Below are 17,238 nucleotides of genomic sequence, written 5' to 3' on the forward strand. Positions count from 1 at the left end.
CCTTCCAGCGCCTTCAGCGCCGAACCCTTGATGATCGGGGTGTCGTCGCCCGGGAAGTCGTACTTGCTCAGCAGCTCGCGGACTTCCATCTCCACCAGCTCCAGCAGCTCGGCGTCGTCCACCATGTCCGCCTTGTTCAGGAAGACCACGATGTACGGCACGCCCACCTGGCGGGCCAGCAGGATGTGCTCGCGGGTCTGCGGCATCGGGCCGTCGGCCGCCGANNNCACCAGGATCGCNCCGTCCATCTGCGCCGCACCGGTGATCATGTTCTTGACGTAGTCGGCGTGGCCGGGGCAGTCAACGTGCGCGTAGTGGCGGGTCGGCGATTCGTACTCGACGTGCGCGGTCGAGATCGTGATGCCGCGAGCCTTCTCTTCCGGAGCGGCGTCGATCGCGTCGTACGCCTTGAACTCGCCACCGAAACGCTCCGCACCGATCTTCGTCAGCGCCGCCGTCAGCGTCGTCTTGCCGTGGTCAACGTGACCGATGGTGCCCACGTTCACGTGGGGCTTGGTGCGCTCGAACTTACCCTTGGCCATTGTCTTCTGTCCTGTATATCAGCTTGTCTTCTGGTCGATCCGGGCTGGGCCCGGATCAGTTCTTCTTGATCACGGTCTCGGCGATGTTGGCCGGAGCTTCTTCGTAATGGTCGAATTCCATCGAGAAGGTGGCGCGGCCCTGGCTCATCGAGCGCAGCGCGGTGGCGTAGCCGAACATCTCGCCCAGCGGGATCATCGCCTTGATGATCTTGCCCGACGGGCTGTCGTCCTGGCCCTGCAGCACGCCGCGGCGGCGGCTCACGTCGCCCATCACGTCGCCCAGGTAGTCCTCGGGGGTGACGATCTCGACCTTCATGATCGGCTCGAGCAGCACCGGGCGCGCCTTGGCGAAGCCCTGCTTGAACGCCATCGAGGCGGCCAGCTTGAACGCCATTTCCGACGAGTCGACGTCGTGGTACGAACCGAACACCAGCTTCACCTTCACGCCCACGACCGGGAAGCCGGCCAGCGGACCGCTGGTGATGGTCTCGCGGATGCCCTTCTCGACCGACGGGATGAATTCCTTCGGGATCACGCCACCGGTGATCTCGTTGAGGAACAGGAAGTCGTCCTTGATCAGGTCGGCGTACTTCTCGCGGTCCTCGGCGGTGATCGGCGACATCTCGATGACCACGTGGCCGTACTGGCCCTTGCCGCCCGACTGCTTGGCGTGCTTGTAGTCAGACTTGACGTCGCTGGCGCGGATGGTCTCGCGGTAGGCGACCTGCGGCTTGCCGACGTTGGCCTCGACGTTGAACTCGCGCTTCATGCGGTCAACGATGATGTCCAGGTGCAGTTCGCCCATGCCCGAGATGATGGTCTGGCCGGATTCCTCGTCGGTACGGACGCGGAACGACGGGTCTTCCTGGGCCAGGCGGCTCAGGGCGTTGCCCATCTTCTCCTGGTCGGACTTGGTCTTCGGCTCGACCGCCATCGAGATCACCGGCTCCGGGAACGCCATGCGCTCGAGCACGATCGGCGCGTCCTGGGCGCACAGGGTGTCACCGGTGGTGACGTCCTTCAGGCCCACGGCCGCGGCGATGTCGCCGGCCAGCACTTCCTTGATCTCGTCGCGGTTGTTGGAGTGCATCTGCAGCAGGCGGCCGATGCGCTCCTTCTTGTTCTTGACCGAGTTCAGCACCTGGTCGCCGGCGTTCAGGGTGCCGGAGTAGACGCGGAAGAAGGTCAGCGAACCGACGAACGGGTCGGTCATGATCTTGAACGCCAGGGCCGAGAACGGAGCCTTGTCGGAGGACTCGCGGGTCATCTCCTTGGTCTCGTCGTCCATGTCGACGCCCTTCACCGCCGGCACGTCGACCGGCGACGGCAGCAGCTTGACCACGCCGTCCAGCATGGCCTGCACGCCCTTGTTCTTGAACGCCGAGCCGCAGAACATCGGCACGATCTCGGTCGCCAGCGTACGGGCACGCAGCGCGCTGTAGATCTCGTCCTCGGTCAGCTCCTCGCCGCCCAGGTACTTGTCCATCAGCTCTTCGTTGGCCTCGGCCGCGGACTCGACCATGTAGGAACGGGCCTCTTCGGCCTGCGCCTTCAGTTCTTCCGGGATGTCGCGGTACTCGAAGGTCATGCCCTGGGTCTTCTCGTCCCAGTGGATGGCCTTCATCTTGACCAGGTCGACCACGCCGACGAAGTTGTCCTCGGCGCCGATCGGGATCTGCATCGGCACCGGAACGGCGCCCAGGCGGCTCTTCAGCTGGTCACGGACCTTGAAGAAGTTCGCGCCGGTGCGGTCCATCTTGTTGACGAACGCGATGCGCGGCACGTGGTACTTGTTGGCCTGGCGCCACACGGTCTCCGACTGCGGCTGCACGCCGCCGACGGCGCACAGCACGAACACCGCGCCGTCCAGCACGCGCAGCGAACGCTCGACTTCGATGGTGAAGTCGACGTGCCCGGGGGTGTCGATGATGTTGAAGCGGTGCTCCGGCATGGACTTGTCCATGCCCTTCCAGAACGCGGTGGTCGCCGCGGACTGGATCGTGATGCCACGCTCCTGCTCCTGCTCCATCCAGTCCATGGTCGCGGCGCCATCATGCACCTCACCGATCTTGTGGCTCTTGCCGGTGTAGAACAGGATGCGCTCGGAGGTCGTGGTCTTGCCGGCATCGATGTGGGCCATGATGCCGAAGTTGCGGTAACGCTCGATGGGAGTGGTGCGAGCCACGGGAGTCTCTCGTTTGCTTGGGGCTTCGGATGGCGGAGCGGCGCGTTGCGCCGGCTTCCGTACGACGGGGGCGCGGAGCCTGCCGCGCCGCCCGGGCTGGTCGCGCGGGCCCGATGGAGGGCCCGGCGGCTGTTACCAGCGGTAGTGGGCGAAGGCCTTGTTGGCCTCGGCCATGCGGTGCGTCTCTTCGCGCTTCTTGATGGCGCCGCCGCGGTTCTCCGAGGCGTCGATCAGTTCGGCGGCCAGCTTGCGGGCCATGGTGTTCTCGCCGCGCTTGCGGGCGGAGTCGATCACCCAGCGCATGGCCAGGGCCAGGCGGCGGGAAGCACGCACTTCGACCGGCACCTGGTAGGTGGCGCCGCCGACGCGACGGGACTTCACCTCGACGGCCGGGGCGACGTTGTCCAGGGCCTTCTGAACCAGCTCGATCGAGTTCGGGTTCTTCTGGCCGATGACGTCCATCGCGTCGTACACGATGTTCTCGGCGATCGACTTCTTGCCGCTCTTCATCACCATGTTGATGAAGCGGGCGATGGTCTCGCTGCCGTGCTTCGGGTCGGGAAGGACGGCGCGCTGGGGGGTGGAACCTTTACGGGACATGTCGGGCTTCCTCGATTAGCTCTTCGGGCGCTTGGCGCCGTACTTCGAACGGCCCTGGCGACGCTTGGTCACGCCGGCGGCGTCGAGCGAGCCGCGGACGGTGTGGTAACGGACACCCGGGAGGTCCTTGACGCGGCCGCCGCGGATCAGGACGACGGAGTGCTCCTGCAGGTTGTGGCCTTCGCCGCCGATGTACGAGATGACCTCGTAGCCATTGGTCAGGCGGACCTTGGCAACCTTGCGCAGGGCCGAGTTCGGCTTCTTCGGGGTGGTGGTGTAGACGCGGGTGCAGACACCGCGGCGCTGCGGGCACTTCTCGAGTGCCGGCGAGGCGCTCTTGTACGTTTCCGCCTGCCGCGGCTTGCGGACCAGCTGGTTGATCGTCGCCATTGGTAAGGTTCTTCTGCTTGGGGCCGCGCAGGCTTCCGCGTGGCCGGATACGTGAAAACGACGGCAGGCCGAAGGTCGGCCTGCCGAGACAGGAGAGTATAGCGGGCGGCCGGAAATCGCGTCAACCGCACGCCCCCGTCCCTGGTTGTCCGGCCCCGGGGCGGTTACCCGCCGCCGGGACGCGGGAAGGCGGGGCGTCCTGCCCCTGCCCCGCCGCCGGGCCCGAAGGCCCGGCGGACATGGCTCACTCGGCCGCCGGGGCCTCGTCGCCGCCGGCCTCGGCCGGGGCCGCCTCGGCGGTCGCGGCCTCGGCCGGACCACCGGCCAGCGCCTCCATCTCGGCCTCGGTGAGACCGGTGGCGGTGCGGCGGCGGCGACTGTGGTAGGCCAGGCCGGTACCGGCCGGGATCAGGCGGCCGACGATGACGTTCTCCTTCAGGCCGCGCAGGCTGTCGCGGGTGCCGCGGACGGCCGCCTCGGTCAGCACGCGGGTGGTCTCCTGGAAGGAGGCCGCGGAGATGAACGACTCGGTCGCCAGCGACGCCTTGGTGATGCCCAGCAGGACCGGCTCGAACTTGGCCGGGACCTCGCCACGGCCGACCAGGCGGGCGTTCTCCTCGATCACGCGCTGGCGCTCGACCTGCTCGCCATTGAGGAACCTGGAGTCGCCCTGGTCGGTGATCTCGACCTTGCGCAGCATCTGGCGGGTGATCACCTCGATGTGCTTGTCGTTGATCTTCACGCCCTGCAGGCGGTACACGTCCTGGATTTCCTTGACCAGGTAGGCCGCCAGCGGCTCGATGCCCAGCAGGCGCAGGATGTCCTGCGGGCTCGGCTCGCCGTCCACGATGGTCTCGCCCTTGGTCACGTGCTCGCCTTCGAACACGATGATCTGGCGGTACTTCGGGATCAGCTCCTCGTGCTCGCCACCCTCGGCGTCCTTGATGATCAGGCGCTGCTTGCCCTTGGTGTCCTTGCCGAAGCTGACCACGCCCGAACGCTCGGCCAGGATCGCCGGATCCTTCGGCTTGCGCGCCTCGAACAGGTCGGCCACGCGCGGCAGACCACCGGTGATGTCGCGGGTCTTCGAGGCTTCCTGCGGGATCTTGGCGACCACGTCGCCCACGCCCACCGGCGCGCCGTCCTGCAGGTTCACCAGCGAGCGCGGCGGCAGCAGGTACTGCGCCGGCAGGTCGGTGCCCGGGATGGTCAGGTCGTTGCCGTCCTTGTCGACGATGCGGACCAGCGGACGCAGGTCCTTGCCCTGCGAGCCGCGACGCTTCGGATCGGTGATCTCGCGCGAAGCCAGGCCGGTCAGTTCGTCGGTCTTCTCGATGACGGTGACGCCGTCGACGAAGTCCACGAAGCGGACGAAGCCCGCCACTTCCGACACGATCGGGTGGTTATGCGGATCCCAGTTGGCGACCGACTGGCCGGCCTTGACCTCGGCGCCGTCCTTGACGTTGATGGTGGCGCCGTACGGCAGCTTGTAGCGCTCGCGCTCGCGGCCGTGCGGGTCGAGCACCGAGATTTCGCCCGAGCGCGACACCGCGACCAGGTGGCCGCCGGCGTGCTCGACCGACTTGAGGTTGTTGAACTTCACCGAACCGGTCGTCTTGACCGTGATGTTGTCCACCGCCGCCGCACGCGACGCCGCGCCACCGATGTGGAACGTACGCATGGTCAGCTGGGTACCCGGCTCGCCGATCGACTGCGCGGCGATGACGCCGACCGCTTCGCCGATGTTGACCAGGTGGCCACGGGCCAGGTCGCGGCCATAGCACTGCGAGCACACGCCGAAGGCGGATTCGCAGGTGATGGTCGAACGGACCTTGATCGACTGGACGCCGGCGTCCTCCAGGCGCGCCACCCACTGCTCGTCGAGCAGGGTGTTGCGGGTGACGATCGGATCCTCGTCGTTGCCCGGCAGGAACACGTCCTCGGCCACGACGCGGCCCAGCACGCGGTCCTTCAGCGGCTCGACCACGTCGCCGCCTTCCACGATCGGGGTCATGGTCAGGCCGTTGAGGGTGCCGCAATCCTGCTCGGTGATCACCACGTCCTGGGCCACGTCGACCAGTCGACGGGTCAGGTAACCGGAGTTGGCGGTCTTCAGCGCGGTGTCGGCCAGGCCCTTGCGGGCACCGTGGGTGGAGTTGAAGTACTCCTGCACGTTCAGGCCTTCGCGGAAGTTCGCCTTGATCGGCGTCTCGATGATCGAGCCGTCCGGGCGGGCCATCAGGCCGCGCATGCCCGCCAGCTGGCGGATCTGCGCCTGCGAACCACGCGCGCCCGAGTCGGCCATGATGTACAGCGAGTTCATCGACTTCTGGGCGATCTCCTCGCCCTTGGCGTTGACCACCTTGTCGGTGCCGATGGTGTCCATCATCGCCTTGGCGATGCGCTCGTTGGTGCGCGACCAGATGTCGACCACCTTGTTGTAGCGCTCGCCGGCGGTGACCAGGCCGCTCTGGTACTGCTCCTGGATCTCCAGCACCTCGGCCTCGGCCTCGGCCAGGATCCCCTTCTTCTCTTCCGGGATCAGCATGTCGTCGATGCCGATCGACACGCCGGCACGGGTGGCGAAGGAGAAGCCGGTGTACATCAGCTGGTCGGCGAACACCACGGTGTCCTTCAGGCCCAGCCGGCGGTAGCAGCTGTTGATCAGGCGGCTGATGTTCTTCTTGGTCAGCTCGGTGTTGGCCAGCGCGAACGGCAGGCCTTCCGGCAGGATCTCGGCCAGCAGGGCGCGACCGACCGTGGTATCCACGATCGAGGTCTTCTTCTGCCGGTTGCCTTCCTCGTCGATCACCACCTCGGTCATGCGGACCTTGACCTTGGCGTGCAGCTCGACGGTGCGGTTGTCGTAGGCGCGCTTGACCTCGGCCACGTTGGCGAACGCCATGCCCTCGCCCTTCTTGTTCTCGAGGGCGCGGGTCATGTAGTACAGGCCGAGCACGACGTCCTGCGACGGCACGATGATCGGCTCGCCGTTCGCCGGCGACAGGATGTTGTTGGTCGACATCATCAGGGCGCGCGCTTCCAGCTGGGCCTCGAGGCTCAGCGGGACGTGCACGGCCATCTGGTCACCGTCGAAGTCGGCGTTGAACGCGGTGCAGACCAGCGGGTGCAGCTGGATCGCCTTGCCTTCGATCAGCACCGGCTCGAACGCCTGGATGCCGAGGCGGTGCAGGGTCGGGGCGCGGTTCAGCAGCACCGGGTGCTCGCGGATCACCTCTTCGAGGATGTCCCACACCTCGGCCTCTTCGCGCTCGACCAGCTTCTTGGCGGCCTTGATCGTGGTGGCCAGGCCGCGACGCTGCAGCTTGGCGAACACGAACGGCTTGAACAGCTCCAGCGCCATCTTCTTCGGCAGGCCGCACTGGTGCAGCTTCAGGTACGGGCCGACCACGATGACCGAACGGCCGGAGTAGTCGACGCGCTTGCCGAGCAGGTTCTGGCGGAAGCGGCCCTGCTTGCCCTTGATCATGTCGGCCAGCGACTTGAGCGGGCGCTTGTTGGTGCCGGTGATGGCGCGTCCGCGGCGGCCGTTGTCCATCAGCGCGTCGACCGACTCCTGCAGCATGCGCTTCTCGTTGCGCACGATGATGTCGGGCGCGTTGAGCTCCAGCAGGCGGCGCAGGCGGTTGTTGCGGTTGATGACGCGGCGGTACAGGTCGTTCAGGTCGGAGGTCGCGAAGCGGCCGCCGTCCAGCGGGACCAGCGGGCGCAGGTCCGGCGGCAGCACCGGCAGCACGGTCATGACCATCCACTCCGGACGGTTGCCGGACTCGATGAACGCCTCGATCAGCTTGATGCGCTTGGTCAGGCGCTTGAGCTTGGTCTCCGAACCGGTGGCGGCGATCTCCTCGCGCAGGCGGGCCATCTCGGCCTGCAGGTCGATGGTGCGCAGCAGTTCGTAGATCGCCTCGGCGCCCATGGCGGCGTCGAAGTCGTCGCCGTGCTCCTGGCGCGCGGTCAGGTACTGCTCTTCGGTCAGCAGCTGGCGGCGCTCGAGCGGGGTCAGGCCCGGCTCGGTGACCACGTAGGCCTCGAAGTACAGGATGCGCTCGATGTCGCGCAGGGTCATGTCCAGCATCAGGCCGATGCGGGACGGCAGCGACTTCAGGAACCAGATGTGCGCGACCGGCGAGGCCAGGTCGATGTGGCCCATGCGCTCGCGGCGGACCTTGGCCAGGGTGACCTCGGTGCCGCACTTCTCGCAGACCACGCCGCGGTGCTTCATGCGCTTGTACTTGCCGCACAGGCACTCGTAGTCCTTGATCGGTCCGAAGATGGCCGCGCAGAACAGGCCGTCACGCTCCGGCTTGAAGGTGCGGTAGTTGATCGTCTCGGGCTTCTTCACCTCGCCGAAGGACCACGAGCGGATCAGGTCCGGCGAAGCCAGGGCGATCTTGATCGCGTCGAAGTCCAGCGTCTGGCGCTGCTGGTTGAAGAGGTTGAGCAGGTCTTTCATTTCTTGTCTCCGTCAGGAGTAAAGGCGGTCGATCGGGCGATTCGGGGGGAAGCGCGGCCGGCGGTTCATCGCTGGCCGCGCCGCGCGCCTTACTCGTCCTCCAACTCCATGTTGATGGCCAGCGAGCGGATTTCCTTCACGAGCACGTTGAAGGATTCCGGCATGCCCGCGACCATCTCGTGGTTGCCGTCGACGATGTTCTTGTACATCTGGTTGCGGCCCTGCACGTCGTCGGACTTCACCGTCAGCATTTCCTGCAGGGTGTAGGCCGCGCCGTAGGCTTCCAGCGCCCAGACTTCCATCTCGCCGAAGCGCTGGCCGCCGAACTGCGCCTTGCCGCCCAGCGGCTGCTGGGTGACGAGCGAGTACGGGCCGGTGGAACGGGCGTGCATCTTGTCGTCCACCAGGTGGTTCAGCTTCAGGTAGTGCATGTAGCCGACCGTGGTCTTGCGGTCGAACGCCTCGCCGGTGCGGCCGTCGTGCAGCTGCATCTGCGTCTTGCTGGCGTTGAAGCCCAGGCGGATGGTCTCCGGGTCGTCGCTCGGGTAGGCCAGCTCCAGCATCTGCCGGATCTCCTCCTCGTGCGCGCCGTCGAACACCGGGGTGGCCATCGGCACGCCGCCGGTCAGGTTGCGCGCCAGGGTCAGCAGCTCCTCGTCGCTGAACTGGGACAGGTCCACGCGCTCGCCGACGTTGGTGGCGTCGTGGTTGTAGATCTGGCCCAGGAACTCGCGCAGCTCGGACACCGCACGCTGCTCGTCCAGCATCTTCTGGATGCGCTTGCCCAGGCCCTTGGCGGCCCAGCCCAGGTGCACCTCGAGGATCTGGCCGATGTTCATGCGCGACGGCACGCCCAGCGGGTTGAGGCAGATGTCGACCGGGGTACCGTCGGCCATGTACGGCATGTCCTCGACCGGGACCACGTTCGACACGACGCCCTTGTTGCCGTGGCGGCCGGCCATCTTGTCGCCCGGCTGGATGCGGCGCTTCACGGCCAGGAACACCTTGACCATCTTCAGCACGCCCGGGGCCAGGTCGTCGCCCTGGGTGATCTTGCCGCGCTTGTCGTCGAAGCGGCGCTCGAACTCCTTCTCGTGCGCCTGGATCTGCTTCTGCGCGCGCTCGATGGCCTCGGAGGCTTCCTCGTCCTTCATGCGCAGCAGGAACCAGTCGGACTTCTTCAGGCCGTCCAGGTAGGCGTCGGTGATGGTGTCGCCCTTCTTCAGGCCCGGGCCGCCATTGGCGACCTTGCCCACGATCTGCGAGCGCAGGCGCGCGTAGATCGCCGCTTCCAGGATGCGGAACTGGTCGTCGAAGTCCTTCTTGACGCGCTTGATCTCGTTCTCTTCGATCTGCTTGGCGCGCTTGTCCTTCTCGATGCCGTCGCGGGTGAAGACCTGCACGTCGATGACGGTGCCGTCCATGCCCGGCGGGACGCGCAGCGAGCTGTCCTTAACGTCAGAGGCCTTCTCGCCGAAGATCGCGCGCAGCAGCTTCTCTTCCGGGGTCAGCTGGCTCTCGCCCTTCGGCGTGACCTTGCCGACCAGGATGTCGCCGGCGCGGACCTCGGCGCCGATGTACACCACGCCCGACTCGTCGAGGCGATTCAGCGCCTGCTCGGAGACGTTCGGGATGTCGGCGGTGATTTCCTCCGGGCCCAGCTTGGTGTCGCGGGCCGCGCAGGTCAGCTCCTCGATGTGGATCGTGGTGTAGCGGTCTTCCTGGACGACGCGTTCGGACAGGAGGATCGAGTCCTCGAAGTTGTAGCCGTTCCACGGCATGAACGCGATCAGCATGTTCTGGCCCAGGGCCAGCTCGCCGATGTCGGTGGACGGACCGTCGGCCAGCACGTCGCCGCGCGCGACCACGTCACCCACGTGCACCAGCGGACGCTGGTTGATGCAGGTGTTCTGGTTCGAGCGGGTGTACTTGGTCAGGGTGTAGATGTCCACGCCGGCGTCATGCTCGCCGGAGATCTCCGACTCGTTGACCTTGACCACGATGCGGCCGGCGTCGACCTGCACCACCTCGCCGCCGCGGCGGGCGTTCACGGTCACGCCCGAGTCGCGCGCCACCGCGCGCTCGATGCCGGTGCCCACCAGCGGGGTCTGTGCCCGCAGCGTCGGCACCGCCTGGCGCTGCATGTTGGCGCCCATCAGCGCGCGGTTGGCGTCGTCGTGCTCCAGGAACGGCACCAGCGCCGCGGCCACCGACACGGTCTGCATCGGCGAGACGTCCATGTAGTGGATCTCGCTCGGCGGCTTGAGCAACGATTCGCCTTGGTAGCGGCACGGCACGAACTGCTCGGTGAGACGGCCCTCGGCGTCGTGCGCGGCGTTGACCTGGGCGATGACGTACTCGTTCTCCTCGATCGCCGACAGGTAGTCGACCTCGTCGGTGATGCGGCCGTCCACGACCTTGCGGTACGGCGTTTCCAGGAAGCCGTACTGGTTGGTGCGGGCGAACACCGCCAGCGAGTTGATCAGGCCGATGTTCGGGCCTTCCGGGGTCTCGATGGTGCAGACGCGGCCGTAGTGGGTCGGATGCACGTCGCGGACCTCGAAGCCGGCGCGCTCGCGGGTCAGGCCGCCCGGGCCCAGCGCCGAGACGCGGCGCTTGTGGGTGACCTCGGACAGCGGGTTGTTCTGGTCCATGAACTGCGACAGCTGCGAGGAGCCGAAGAACTCCTTGATCGCGGCGGCCACCGGCTTGGCGTTGATCAGTTCCTGCGGGGTCAGGCCCTCGGACTCGGCCATGGACAGCCTTTCCTTGACCGCGCGCTCGACGCGGACCAGGCCGACGCGGAACACGTTCTCGGCCATCTCGCCGACCGAACGCACGCGGCGGTTGCCCAGGTGGTCGATGTCGTCGACCACGCCGCGACCGTTGCGGATCTCGGTCAGCACGCGCAGCACGTCGAGGATGTCGGAGGTCTCGCCCTGGGCGGCGACCAGGCGCTTGGATTCCTCGTCGTTGCGCTCGCCGAAGTACTTGTAGTCGTACAGCACGGCCTCGCCGGTGGTTTCCTTGCGGCCCACGCGGCGGTTGAACTTCATCCGGCCCACGGCCGACAGGTCGTAGCGCTCGAAGGTGAAGAACAGGTTGTGGAACAGGTTCTGCGCGGCTTCCTTGGTCGGCGGCTCGCCCGGACGCATCATCCGGTAGATCTCGACCAGCGCCTCGAGCTGGGTGCGGCTCGGGTCGATGCGCAGGGTGTTGGACAGGTACGGACCGCGGTCGAGGTCGTTCACCCACAGGGTGCCGACGGTGGTCACGCCCGCCTTGCGGAAGTTGGCCAGCTGCTCGTCGCTGATCTCGTCGTTGGCCGAAGCCAGCAGTTCGCCGGTGTTCGCGTCGACCACGTCATGGGCCAGGATGCGGCCGAGCAGGTACTCGTCCGGCACGGCCAGCGCGGTGATGCCCGACTGCTCCAGCTGGCGCACGTGGCGCGCGGTGATGCGCTTGCCGGCCTCGACGATGACCTTCTCGCCGTCGGACAGGTCGAAGTTCAGGGTCTCGCCGCGCAGGCGCTCGGGCACCAGCTCCAGCTGGACGCCTTCGTCCGGGTTGATGTGGAAGGTGTTGATCTCGAAGAACGCGCGCAGCATTTCCTCGTTGTTGTAGCCGAGGGCGCGCAGCAGGATCGTCACCGGCAGCTTGCGGCGACGGTCGATGCGGGTGTACAGCGCGTCCTTCGGGTCGAACTCGAAGTCCAGCCAGGAGCCGCGGTACGGGATGATGCGGGCGCTGTACAGCAGCTTGCCCGAGCTGTGGGTCTTGCCGCGGTCGTGGTCGAAGAACACGCCCGGCGAACGGTGCAGCTGCGAGACGATGACGCGCTCGGTGCCGTTCACGATGAACGTGCCGTGCTCGGTCATCAGCGGGATCTCGCCGAGGTAGACCTCCTGCTCCTTCACGTACTTGATCGCCTTGGTCGACGACTCGCGGTCGTAGATGACCAGGCGCACGGTCACGCGCAGCGGCGCGCCGTAGGAGAGGCCGCGGTTGCGGCACTCGCGCTCGTCGAACACGGGCTCGCCGAGCTTGTAGCCGACGTACTCGAGGGCGGCGTTGCCGCTGTAGCTGGTGATCGGGAACACCGACTTGAGGGCCGCATGCAGGCCGATGTCGCGGCGCCTGGAGGGCTCGATGTCGGCCTGCAGGAATTCGCGGTACGAATCGACCTGGATGGCCAGCAGGAACGGCACCTCGAGGATCGAGCGCTGCTTGCCGAAATCCTTGCGGATGCGCTTCTTCTCGGTGAACGAGTACGTCGTCATGGGTCTACCACCTTTGGCAGTGCGGGCCACGCGTCCGCGGCCCGGTGAACATGATGCGAAGCTGTCAGTCGGTAGTCGCTGGTATTGCCGGCACCAGCACGCCATCTCCCGCTACTTCCGACTACCAGCTCCCCTTAGTGGAACTGGGTTTTCCGGGTGTTACGCGCCCCTTCCCGGGGCGTCCGGGGCACGGTGGCCCCGGAACGACCAAAGGCCGGGGGCTTTCGCCCCCAGCCTTGGCGCATCACCGAGCAATCCGGCGATGCAAGGTACTGCTTACTTGAGCTCGACGGTCGCGCCGGCGGCTTCCAGGTCCTTCTTGAACTTCTCGGCGTCTTCCTTGGACACGCCTTCCTTGACGTCCTTCGGGGCGCCTTCGACCAGGTCCTTGGCTTCCTTCAGGCCCAGGCCGGTGATGGCGCGGACGGCCTTGATGACTTCGACCTTCTTGTCGCCGGCGGCCTTCAGGACGACGGTGAACTCGGTCTGCTCCTCGGCGGCCGGACCAGCGGCGACCGGGCCGGCGGCCACGGCGACCGGGGCGGCGGCGGAGACGCCGAACTTCTCTTCGATGGCCTTGACCAGCTCCATCACTTCCATCAGGGTCTTGCCGGCGATGGCTTCGACGATCTGCTCGTTGGAAAGGGACATTGTGATTACCTTCTGGATGTTGATCTTGAAAGGGAAATAGGAATCGTCGACGCGGGCTTAGGCCGTCTCGGCCTCGGCCGGAGCCGCTTCGCCGCCACCCTGCTTCTCGCCGACGGCCTTGACCGCGCGGGCGAACATGGTGACCGGCTCGGCCAGGACGCGGGCCAGCATGGCCAGGGCCTGTTCGCGGGTCGGCAGCGACGCCAGGACGTCGACATGGCTGGCCGGGTACAGCTGGCCGCCGACGGCGACCACCTTCGGCTTGAGCTTGTCGTTGGTCTTGGCGAACTCCTTGATCAGGCGACCGGCGGCGCCGGGCTCCTCGGTCGAGAACGCGTACAGCAGCGGACCCACGAGCGCATCCTTGGCGCACTCGTATTCCGTGCCTTCGACGGCGCGCGCGGCCAGCGTGTTCTTGACAACCTTCAGGAACACGCCGGTTTCGCGGGCCTTCTTGCGCATCGCGGTCATCTGTTCGACCGTGGTGCCAGCGTACTCGGCGGCGATCAGGGAGTGCGCGTTGGCGGCGACGTCGGCCAGTTCGGCGACGACTTCCTTCTTCTGGGACAGATTGAGAGCCATAACACTCCTCCGTATGAACTCCGCTCGCGGCTCCTGCCGCTTGCGGTCCTGGGCGGCGCCCTTCCCTGCGCGCCGGGGATGCCTCGGGCATCCCGGTGCTGGCCTTTCTGATCCGGTGTCCCGACGAATCGGTCTTGCCGGTGGAACTTCCAGAAGGCGGCACCATCTACGCAGGCCCGGGTCCCGGGGGACCTTGGATTAAGCGATCCCGCTGCATCGACGGCGATTCCCTGCCAGTGCGAGCATCCATGCCCGTCGTCGATGTGCGCCGACCGCGCCTGCGGTCTTTGACGGCTGTCCCCGGCGGACCGGGGACTGCCCTCAAAACGTGCACCCGGGCCGCCTTGCGGGCGGCCCGGGGTATTGCATTACTTCAGGGACAGCGAAGCCTGGTCGACGGTCACGCCCGGGCCCATGGTCGAGCTCAGCGAGATCTTCTGCAGGTACTGGCCCTTCGAGGTCGCCGGCTTGGCCTTGATCAGGTCCAGCAGCAGCGCCTGCAGGTTCGACTTCAGGGCGTCATCGCCGAAATCGGCCTTGCCGATGGTGGCGTGGATGATGCCGGCCTTGTCGGTGCGGTAGCGGACCTGGCCCGACTTGGCGTTCTTCACCGCCTCGGCCGGGTTCGGCGACACGGTGCCGACCTTCGGGTTCGGCATCAGGCCGCGCGGGCCCAGCACCTGGCCCAGCTTGCCCACGACGCGCATGGCGTCCGGGGTCGCGATGACCACGTCGTAGTTCAGGTCGCCGGCCAGCATCTTCTCGGCCAGGTCGTCCATGCCCACGGCCTCGGCGCCGGCGGCCAGGGCCTCGTCGGCCTTGGCGCCCGCCGGGGCGAACACGGCCACGCGCACGCTCTTGCCGGTACCGGCCGGCAGCACGGTGGAGCCGCGGACCTGCTGGTCCGACTTCTTCGCGTCCACGCCCAGGCGCACGGCCACGTCGACGGACTCGACGAACTTCGCCTTGGTGAAGCCCTTGATGATCTTCAGCGCCTCATCGATGGAGTAAGCCTTGCCCGGCTCGACCGCCGCCTTGATCGCCTTCTGTCGCTTGTTCAGTGCCATGTGCTCAGCCCTCCACCACCAGACCCATCGAACGGGCGGAGCCCGCGATGGTACGAACCGCCGCATCCAGGTCGGCCGCGGTCAGGTCGGGTTCCTTCGCCTTGGCGATCTCCTCGAGCTGCTTGCGGGTGACCTTGCCCACCTTGTCGGTGTTCGGGCGCTTGGAGCCGGAGGTGATGCCGGCCGCCTTCTTGAGCAGCACGGTCGCCGGGGTGCTCTTGGTGACGAAGGTGAAGGTACGGTCCGAGTAGGCCGTGATGATGACCGGGGTCGGCAGGCCCGGCTCGAGCTTGGAGGTCGCCGCGTTGAACGCCTTGCAGAACTCCATGATGTTCAGGCCGCGCTGACCCAGCGCGGGACCGACCGGCGGCGAGGGGTTGGCCTGGCCGGCCTTCACCTGCAGCTTGATGTAACCGACGACTTTCTTTGCCATTTCAATGCTCTCCGGGTGCTAGCGCCTGCCAGGCAGGCTCCCCATCGTTCCGGGAAAATCACGCGTCCCGGCGTCGCGTTGACGCTTGAAGCCCATTCGCGCGAAAGGCCGCCTCGGCGGCGGCCATTGCGGTTGCCCGGGCGAACCGGACAGGAAGCCGCGCAGTATAGCAGGGTTGCGGGCCCCGTGGGGAATGCCCCGGGGCCCCGCCCGGTCAGGCCTTCTCGACCTGGCCGAACTCCAGCTCCACCGGGGTGGAGCGGCCGAAAATGAGGACTGCCACGCGCAGGCGGCTCTTCTCGTAGTTGACTTCCTCGACCACGCCGTTGAAGTCGTTGAACGGGCCGTCGATGACGCGGACCATCTGGCCCGGCTCGAACAGCACCTTCGGGCGCGGCTTCTCGACGCCTTCCTGGACGCGCTGCAGGATCGCGTCGGCCTCGTCGTCGCGGATCGGCAGCGGGCGGTCGGCGGTGCCGCCGATGAAGCCCATCACCTTGGAAGTCTCCTTCACCAGGTGCCAGCTCTCGCTGTCGATGCGCGGGATGCCGTTCTCGTCGTGGGTCTCGATCTGGACCAGGACGTAGCCCGGGAAGAACTTGCGCTCGGAGCGGCGCTTCTGGCCGGAGCGCATCTCCACGACCTCTTCGGTCGGGACCAGGACTTCGCCGAAGCGGTCTTCCATGCCTGCGCGGACGATGCGGTCCCGCAGCGCCTGGGCGACGCTCTTCTCGAAACCGGAATAGGCATGGACCACGTACCAACGCTTCACTGCGGCATTCTCCTCAGCGGCCGAAGTTCAGGAACAGCTCGATCGCCCACTTCACGAAGAAATCGAAGCCAGCCAGGATCAGGCTCAGGATGATCACGACGGCGATCACGACCCAGGTCATGCGGGTGGTTTCCTGGCGCGTCGGCCAGACCACCTTGCGCAGCTCGAATCGCGACTCGGACAGGAACTCGCGCAGGTCGCGGCCCTTGCTGCTGAGCAGGAACACGGCGGCGCCGGCGACCAGGCCGGCGGCCACGGCCAGCCCGCGCAGCTGCGGAGCCCAATCGCCCAGCTGCCCGGCGCGGGCGGGGGCGGCAAACCAGAACCAGACGAACAGGCCGGCCAGCACCAGCAGTGCGGCAATGGCGTATTTGACGATGTCCCCGCCGGAAGCGGCGGTATTGGTCTGGCTGATCTTGCTGTTCAAGTCGCTGTCGCTCTTTGCCGTTTGCGGCCCGGAGGCCTGCCCTGCGGGCTCGCGGAAGTGGCACGCCAGGAGGGACTCGAACCCCCAACCTGCGGTTTTGGAGACCGCTGCTCTGCCAATTGAGCTACTGGCGTACGTTTGAACCGTCGCTTCCCTTAGACGGCGAAGGCGGACCGGGGTTCCGGGCCGCCTCCTTCGCCTGCCGGGTTACCGGCTGCCGGCGCGGCCGGAGCGGAAACCCGAAGCCGGGCGGACCCGAGGCCCGCCCGGACTGGGCGTTACTTGATGATCTTGGCGACCACGCCGGCGCCGACGGTACGGCCGCCTTCGCGGATCGCGAAGCGCAGGCCTTCGTCCATCGCCACCGGGTTGATCAGCGACACGACCATCTTCACGTTGTCGCCCGGCATCACCATCTCCACGCCCTCCGGCAGCTGGACGGCGCCAGTGATGTCGGTGGTGCGGAAGTAGAACTGCGGACGGTAACCCTTGAAGAACGGGGTGTGGCGGCCGCCTTCGTCCTTCGACAGCACGTACACCTCGGCCTCGAAGTCGGTGTGCGGGGTGATCGTGCCCGGCTTGGCCAGCACCTGGCCACGCTCGACNTCGTCACGCTTGGTGCCGCGCAGCAGCAGGCCCGCGTTGTCGCCCGCCTGGCCCTGGTCCAGCAGCTTGCGGAACATCTCCACGCCGGTCACGGTGGTCTTGGTGGTCGGACGGATGCCGACGATCTCCACTTCGTCGCCCACCTTGATCACGCCGCGCTCGATACGGCCGGTCACCACGGTGCCGCGGCCGGAGATCGAGAACACGTCTTCCACCGGCATCAGGA

At 66.9% G+C, this 17,238-nt stretch carries 13 protein-coding genes and 1 tRNA gene; all 14 read right to left on the reverse strand.

The features are described 5' to 3' along the window. Positions 1–542 (reverse strand): GTP-binding protein (locus tag M503_RS0110910; protein WP_028928155.1); only part of this gene is annotated, 542 nt, incomplete at its 3' end. A gap of 55 nt (positions 543–597) precedes the next feature. Beyond that, positions 598–2,727, reverse strand: coding sequence for an elongation factor G (gene fusA / locus M503_RS0110915; protein WP_028928257.1), 2,130 nt, complete (start codon positions 2,725–2,727; stop codon positions 598–600). A gap of 132 nt (positions 2,728–2,859) precedes the next feature. Then, positions 2,860–3,327 carry a 30S ribosomal protein S7 gene (rpsG, locus tag M503_RS0110920; protein ID WP_024870389.1) on the reverse strand — a complete coding sequence of 156 codons (468 nt, stop codon included), beginning with the start codon at positions 3,325–3,327 and terminating at the stop codon, positions 2,860–2,862. A 15-nt stretch (positions 3,328–3,342) separates the two neighbouring features. Further along, positions 3,343–3,717, reverse strand: coding sequence for a 30S ribosomal protein S12 (rpsL, locus tag M503_RS0110925; protein ID WP_013536001.1), 375 nt, complete (start codon positions 3,715–3,717; stop codon positions 3,343–3,345). A 244-nt stretch (positions 3,718–3,961) separates the two neighbouring features. Continuing rightward, positions 3,962–8,194 (reverse strand): DNA-directed RNA polymerase subunit beta', encoded by a 4,233-nt coding sequence (gene rpoC, locus M503_RS0110930; protein ID WP_028928258.1) that lies wholly within the window; start codon positions 8,192–8,194, stop codon positions 3,962–3,964. Positions 8,195–8,283: 89 nt separating this feature from the next. Further along, positions 8,284–12,474, reverse strand: a complete 4,191-nt coding sequence (gene rpoB / locus M503_RS0110935) for a DNA-directed RNA polymerase subunit beta (RefSeq protein ID WP_028920623.1) — start codon at positions 12,472–12,474, stop codon at positions 8,284–8,286. A gap of 276 nt (positions 12,475–12,750) precedes the next feature. Continuing rightward, positions 12,751–13,125 (reverse strand): 50S ribosomal protein L7/L12, encoded by a 375-nt coding sequence (gene rplL / locus M503_RS0110940; protein WP_028920622.1) that lies wholly within the window; start codon positions 13,123–13,125, stop codon positions 12,751–12,753. Between the two features lie 57 nt (positions 13,126–13,182). Beyond that, positions 13,183–13,707: a 50S ribosomal protein L10 gene (gene rplJ, locus M503_RS0110945; RefSeq protein ID WP_028920621.1), complete on the reverse strand. Its 525-nt coding sequence runs from the start codon at positions 13,705–13,707 to the stop codon at positions 13,183–13,185. A 368-nt stretch (positions 13,708–14,075) separates the two neighbouring features. Next, positions 14,076–14,774, reverse strand: a complete 699-nt coding sequence (gene rplA, locus M503_RS0110950; RefSeq protein ID WP_024870384.1) for a 50S ribosomal protein L1 — start codon at positions 14,772–14,774, stop codon at positions 14,076–14,078. A gap of 4 nt (positions 14,775–14,778) precedes the next feature. Beyond that, positions 14,779–15,207, reverse strand: coding sequence for a 50S ribosomal protein L11 (rplK, locus tag M503_RS0110955; RefSeq protein ID WP_024870383.1), 429 nt, complete (start codon positions 15,205–15,207; stop codon positions 14,779–14,781). A 214-nt stretch (positions 15,208–15,421) separates the two neighbouring features. Next, complete coding sequence (nusG, locus tag M503_RS0110960) at positions 15,422–15,979, reverse strand: transcription termination/antitermination protein NusG (protein ID WP_024870382.1); 558 nt, start codon at positions 15,977–15,979, stop codon at positions 15,422–15,424. Positions 15,980–15,992: 13 nt separating this feature from the next. Next, on the reverse strand, positions 15,993–16,406 hold the full coding sequence (gene secE, locus M503_RS0110965; RefSeq protein WP_028920620.1) for a preprotein translocase subunit SecE: 414 nt from the start codon (positions 16,404–16,406) through the stop codon (positions 15,993–15,995). A gap of 58 nt (positions 16,407–16,464) precedes the next feature. After that, positions 16,465–16,540 (reverse strand) — tRNA-Trp (locus tag M503_RS0110970). A gap of 144 nt (positions 16,541–16,684) precedes the next feature. Further along, a partial coding sequence (locus M503_RS0110975) for an EF-Tu/IF-2/RF-3 family GTPase (RefSeq protein ID WP_028928105.1) occupies positions 16,685–17,238 on the reverse strand: 554 nt, incomplete at its 5' end.

This window comes from Pseudoxanthomonas suwonensis J47 (assembly GCF_000513955.1).
Taxonomy (GTDB): Bacteria; Pseudomonadota; Gammaproteobacteria; order Xanthomonadales; family Xanthomonadaceae; genus Pseudoxanthomonas; species Pseudoxanthomonas suwonensis_C.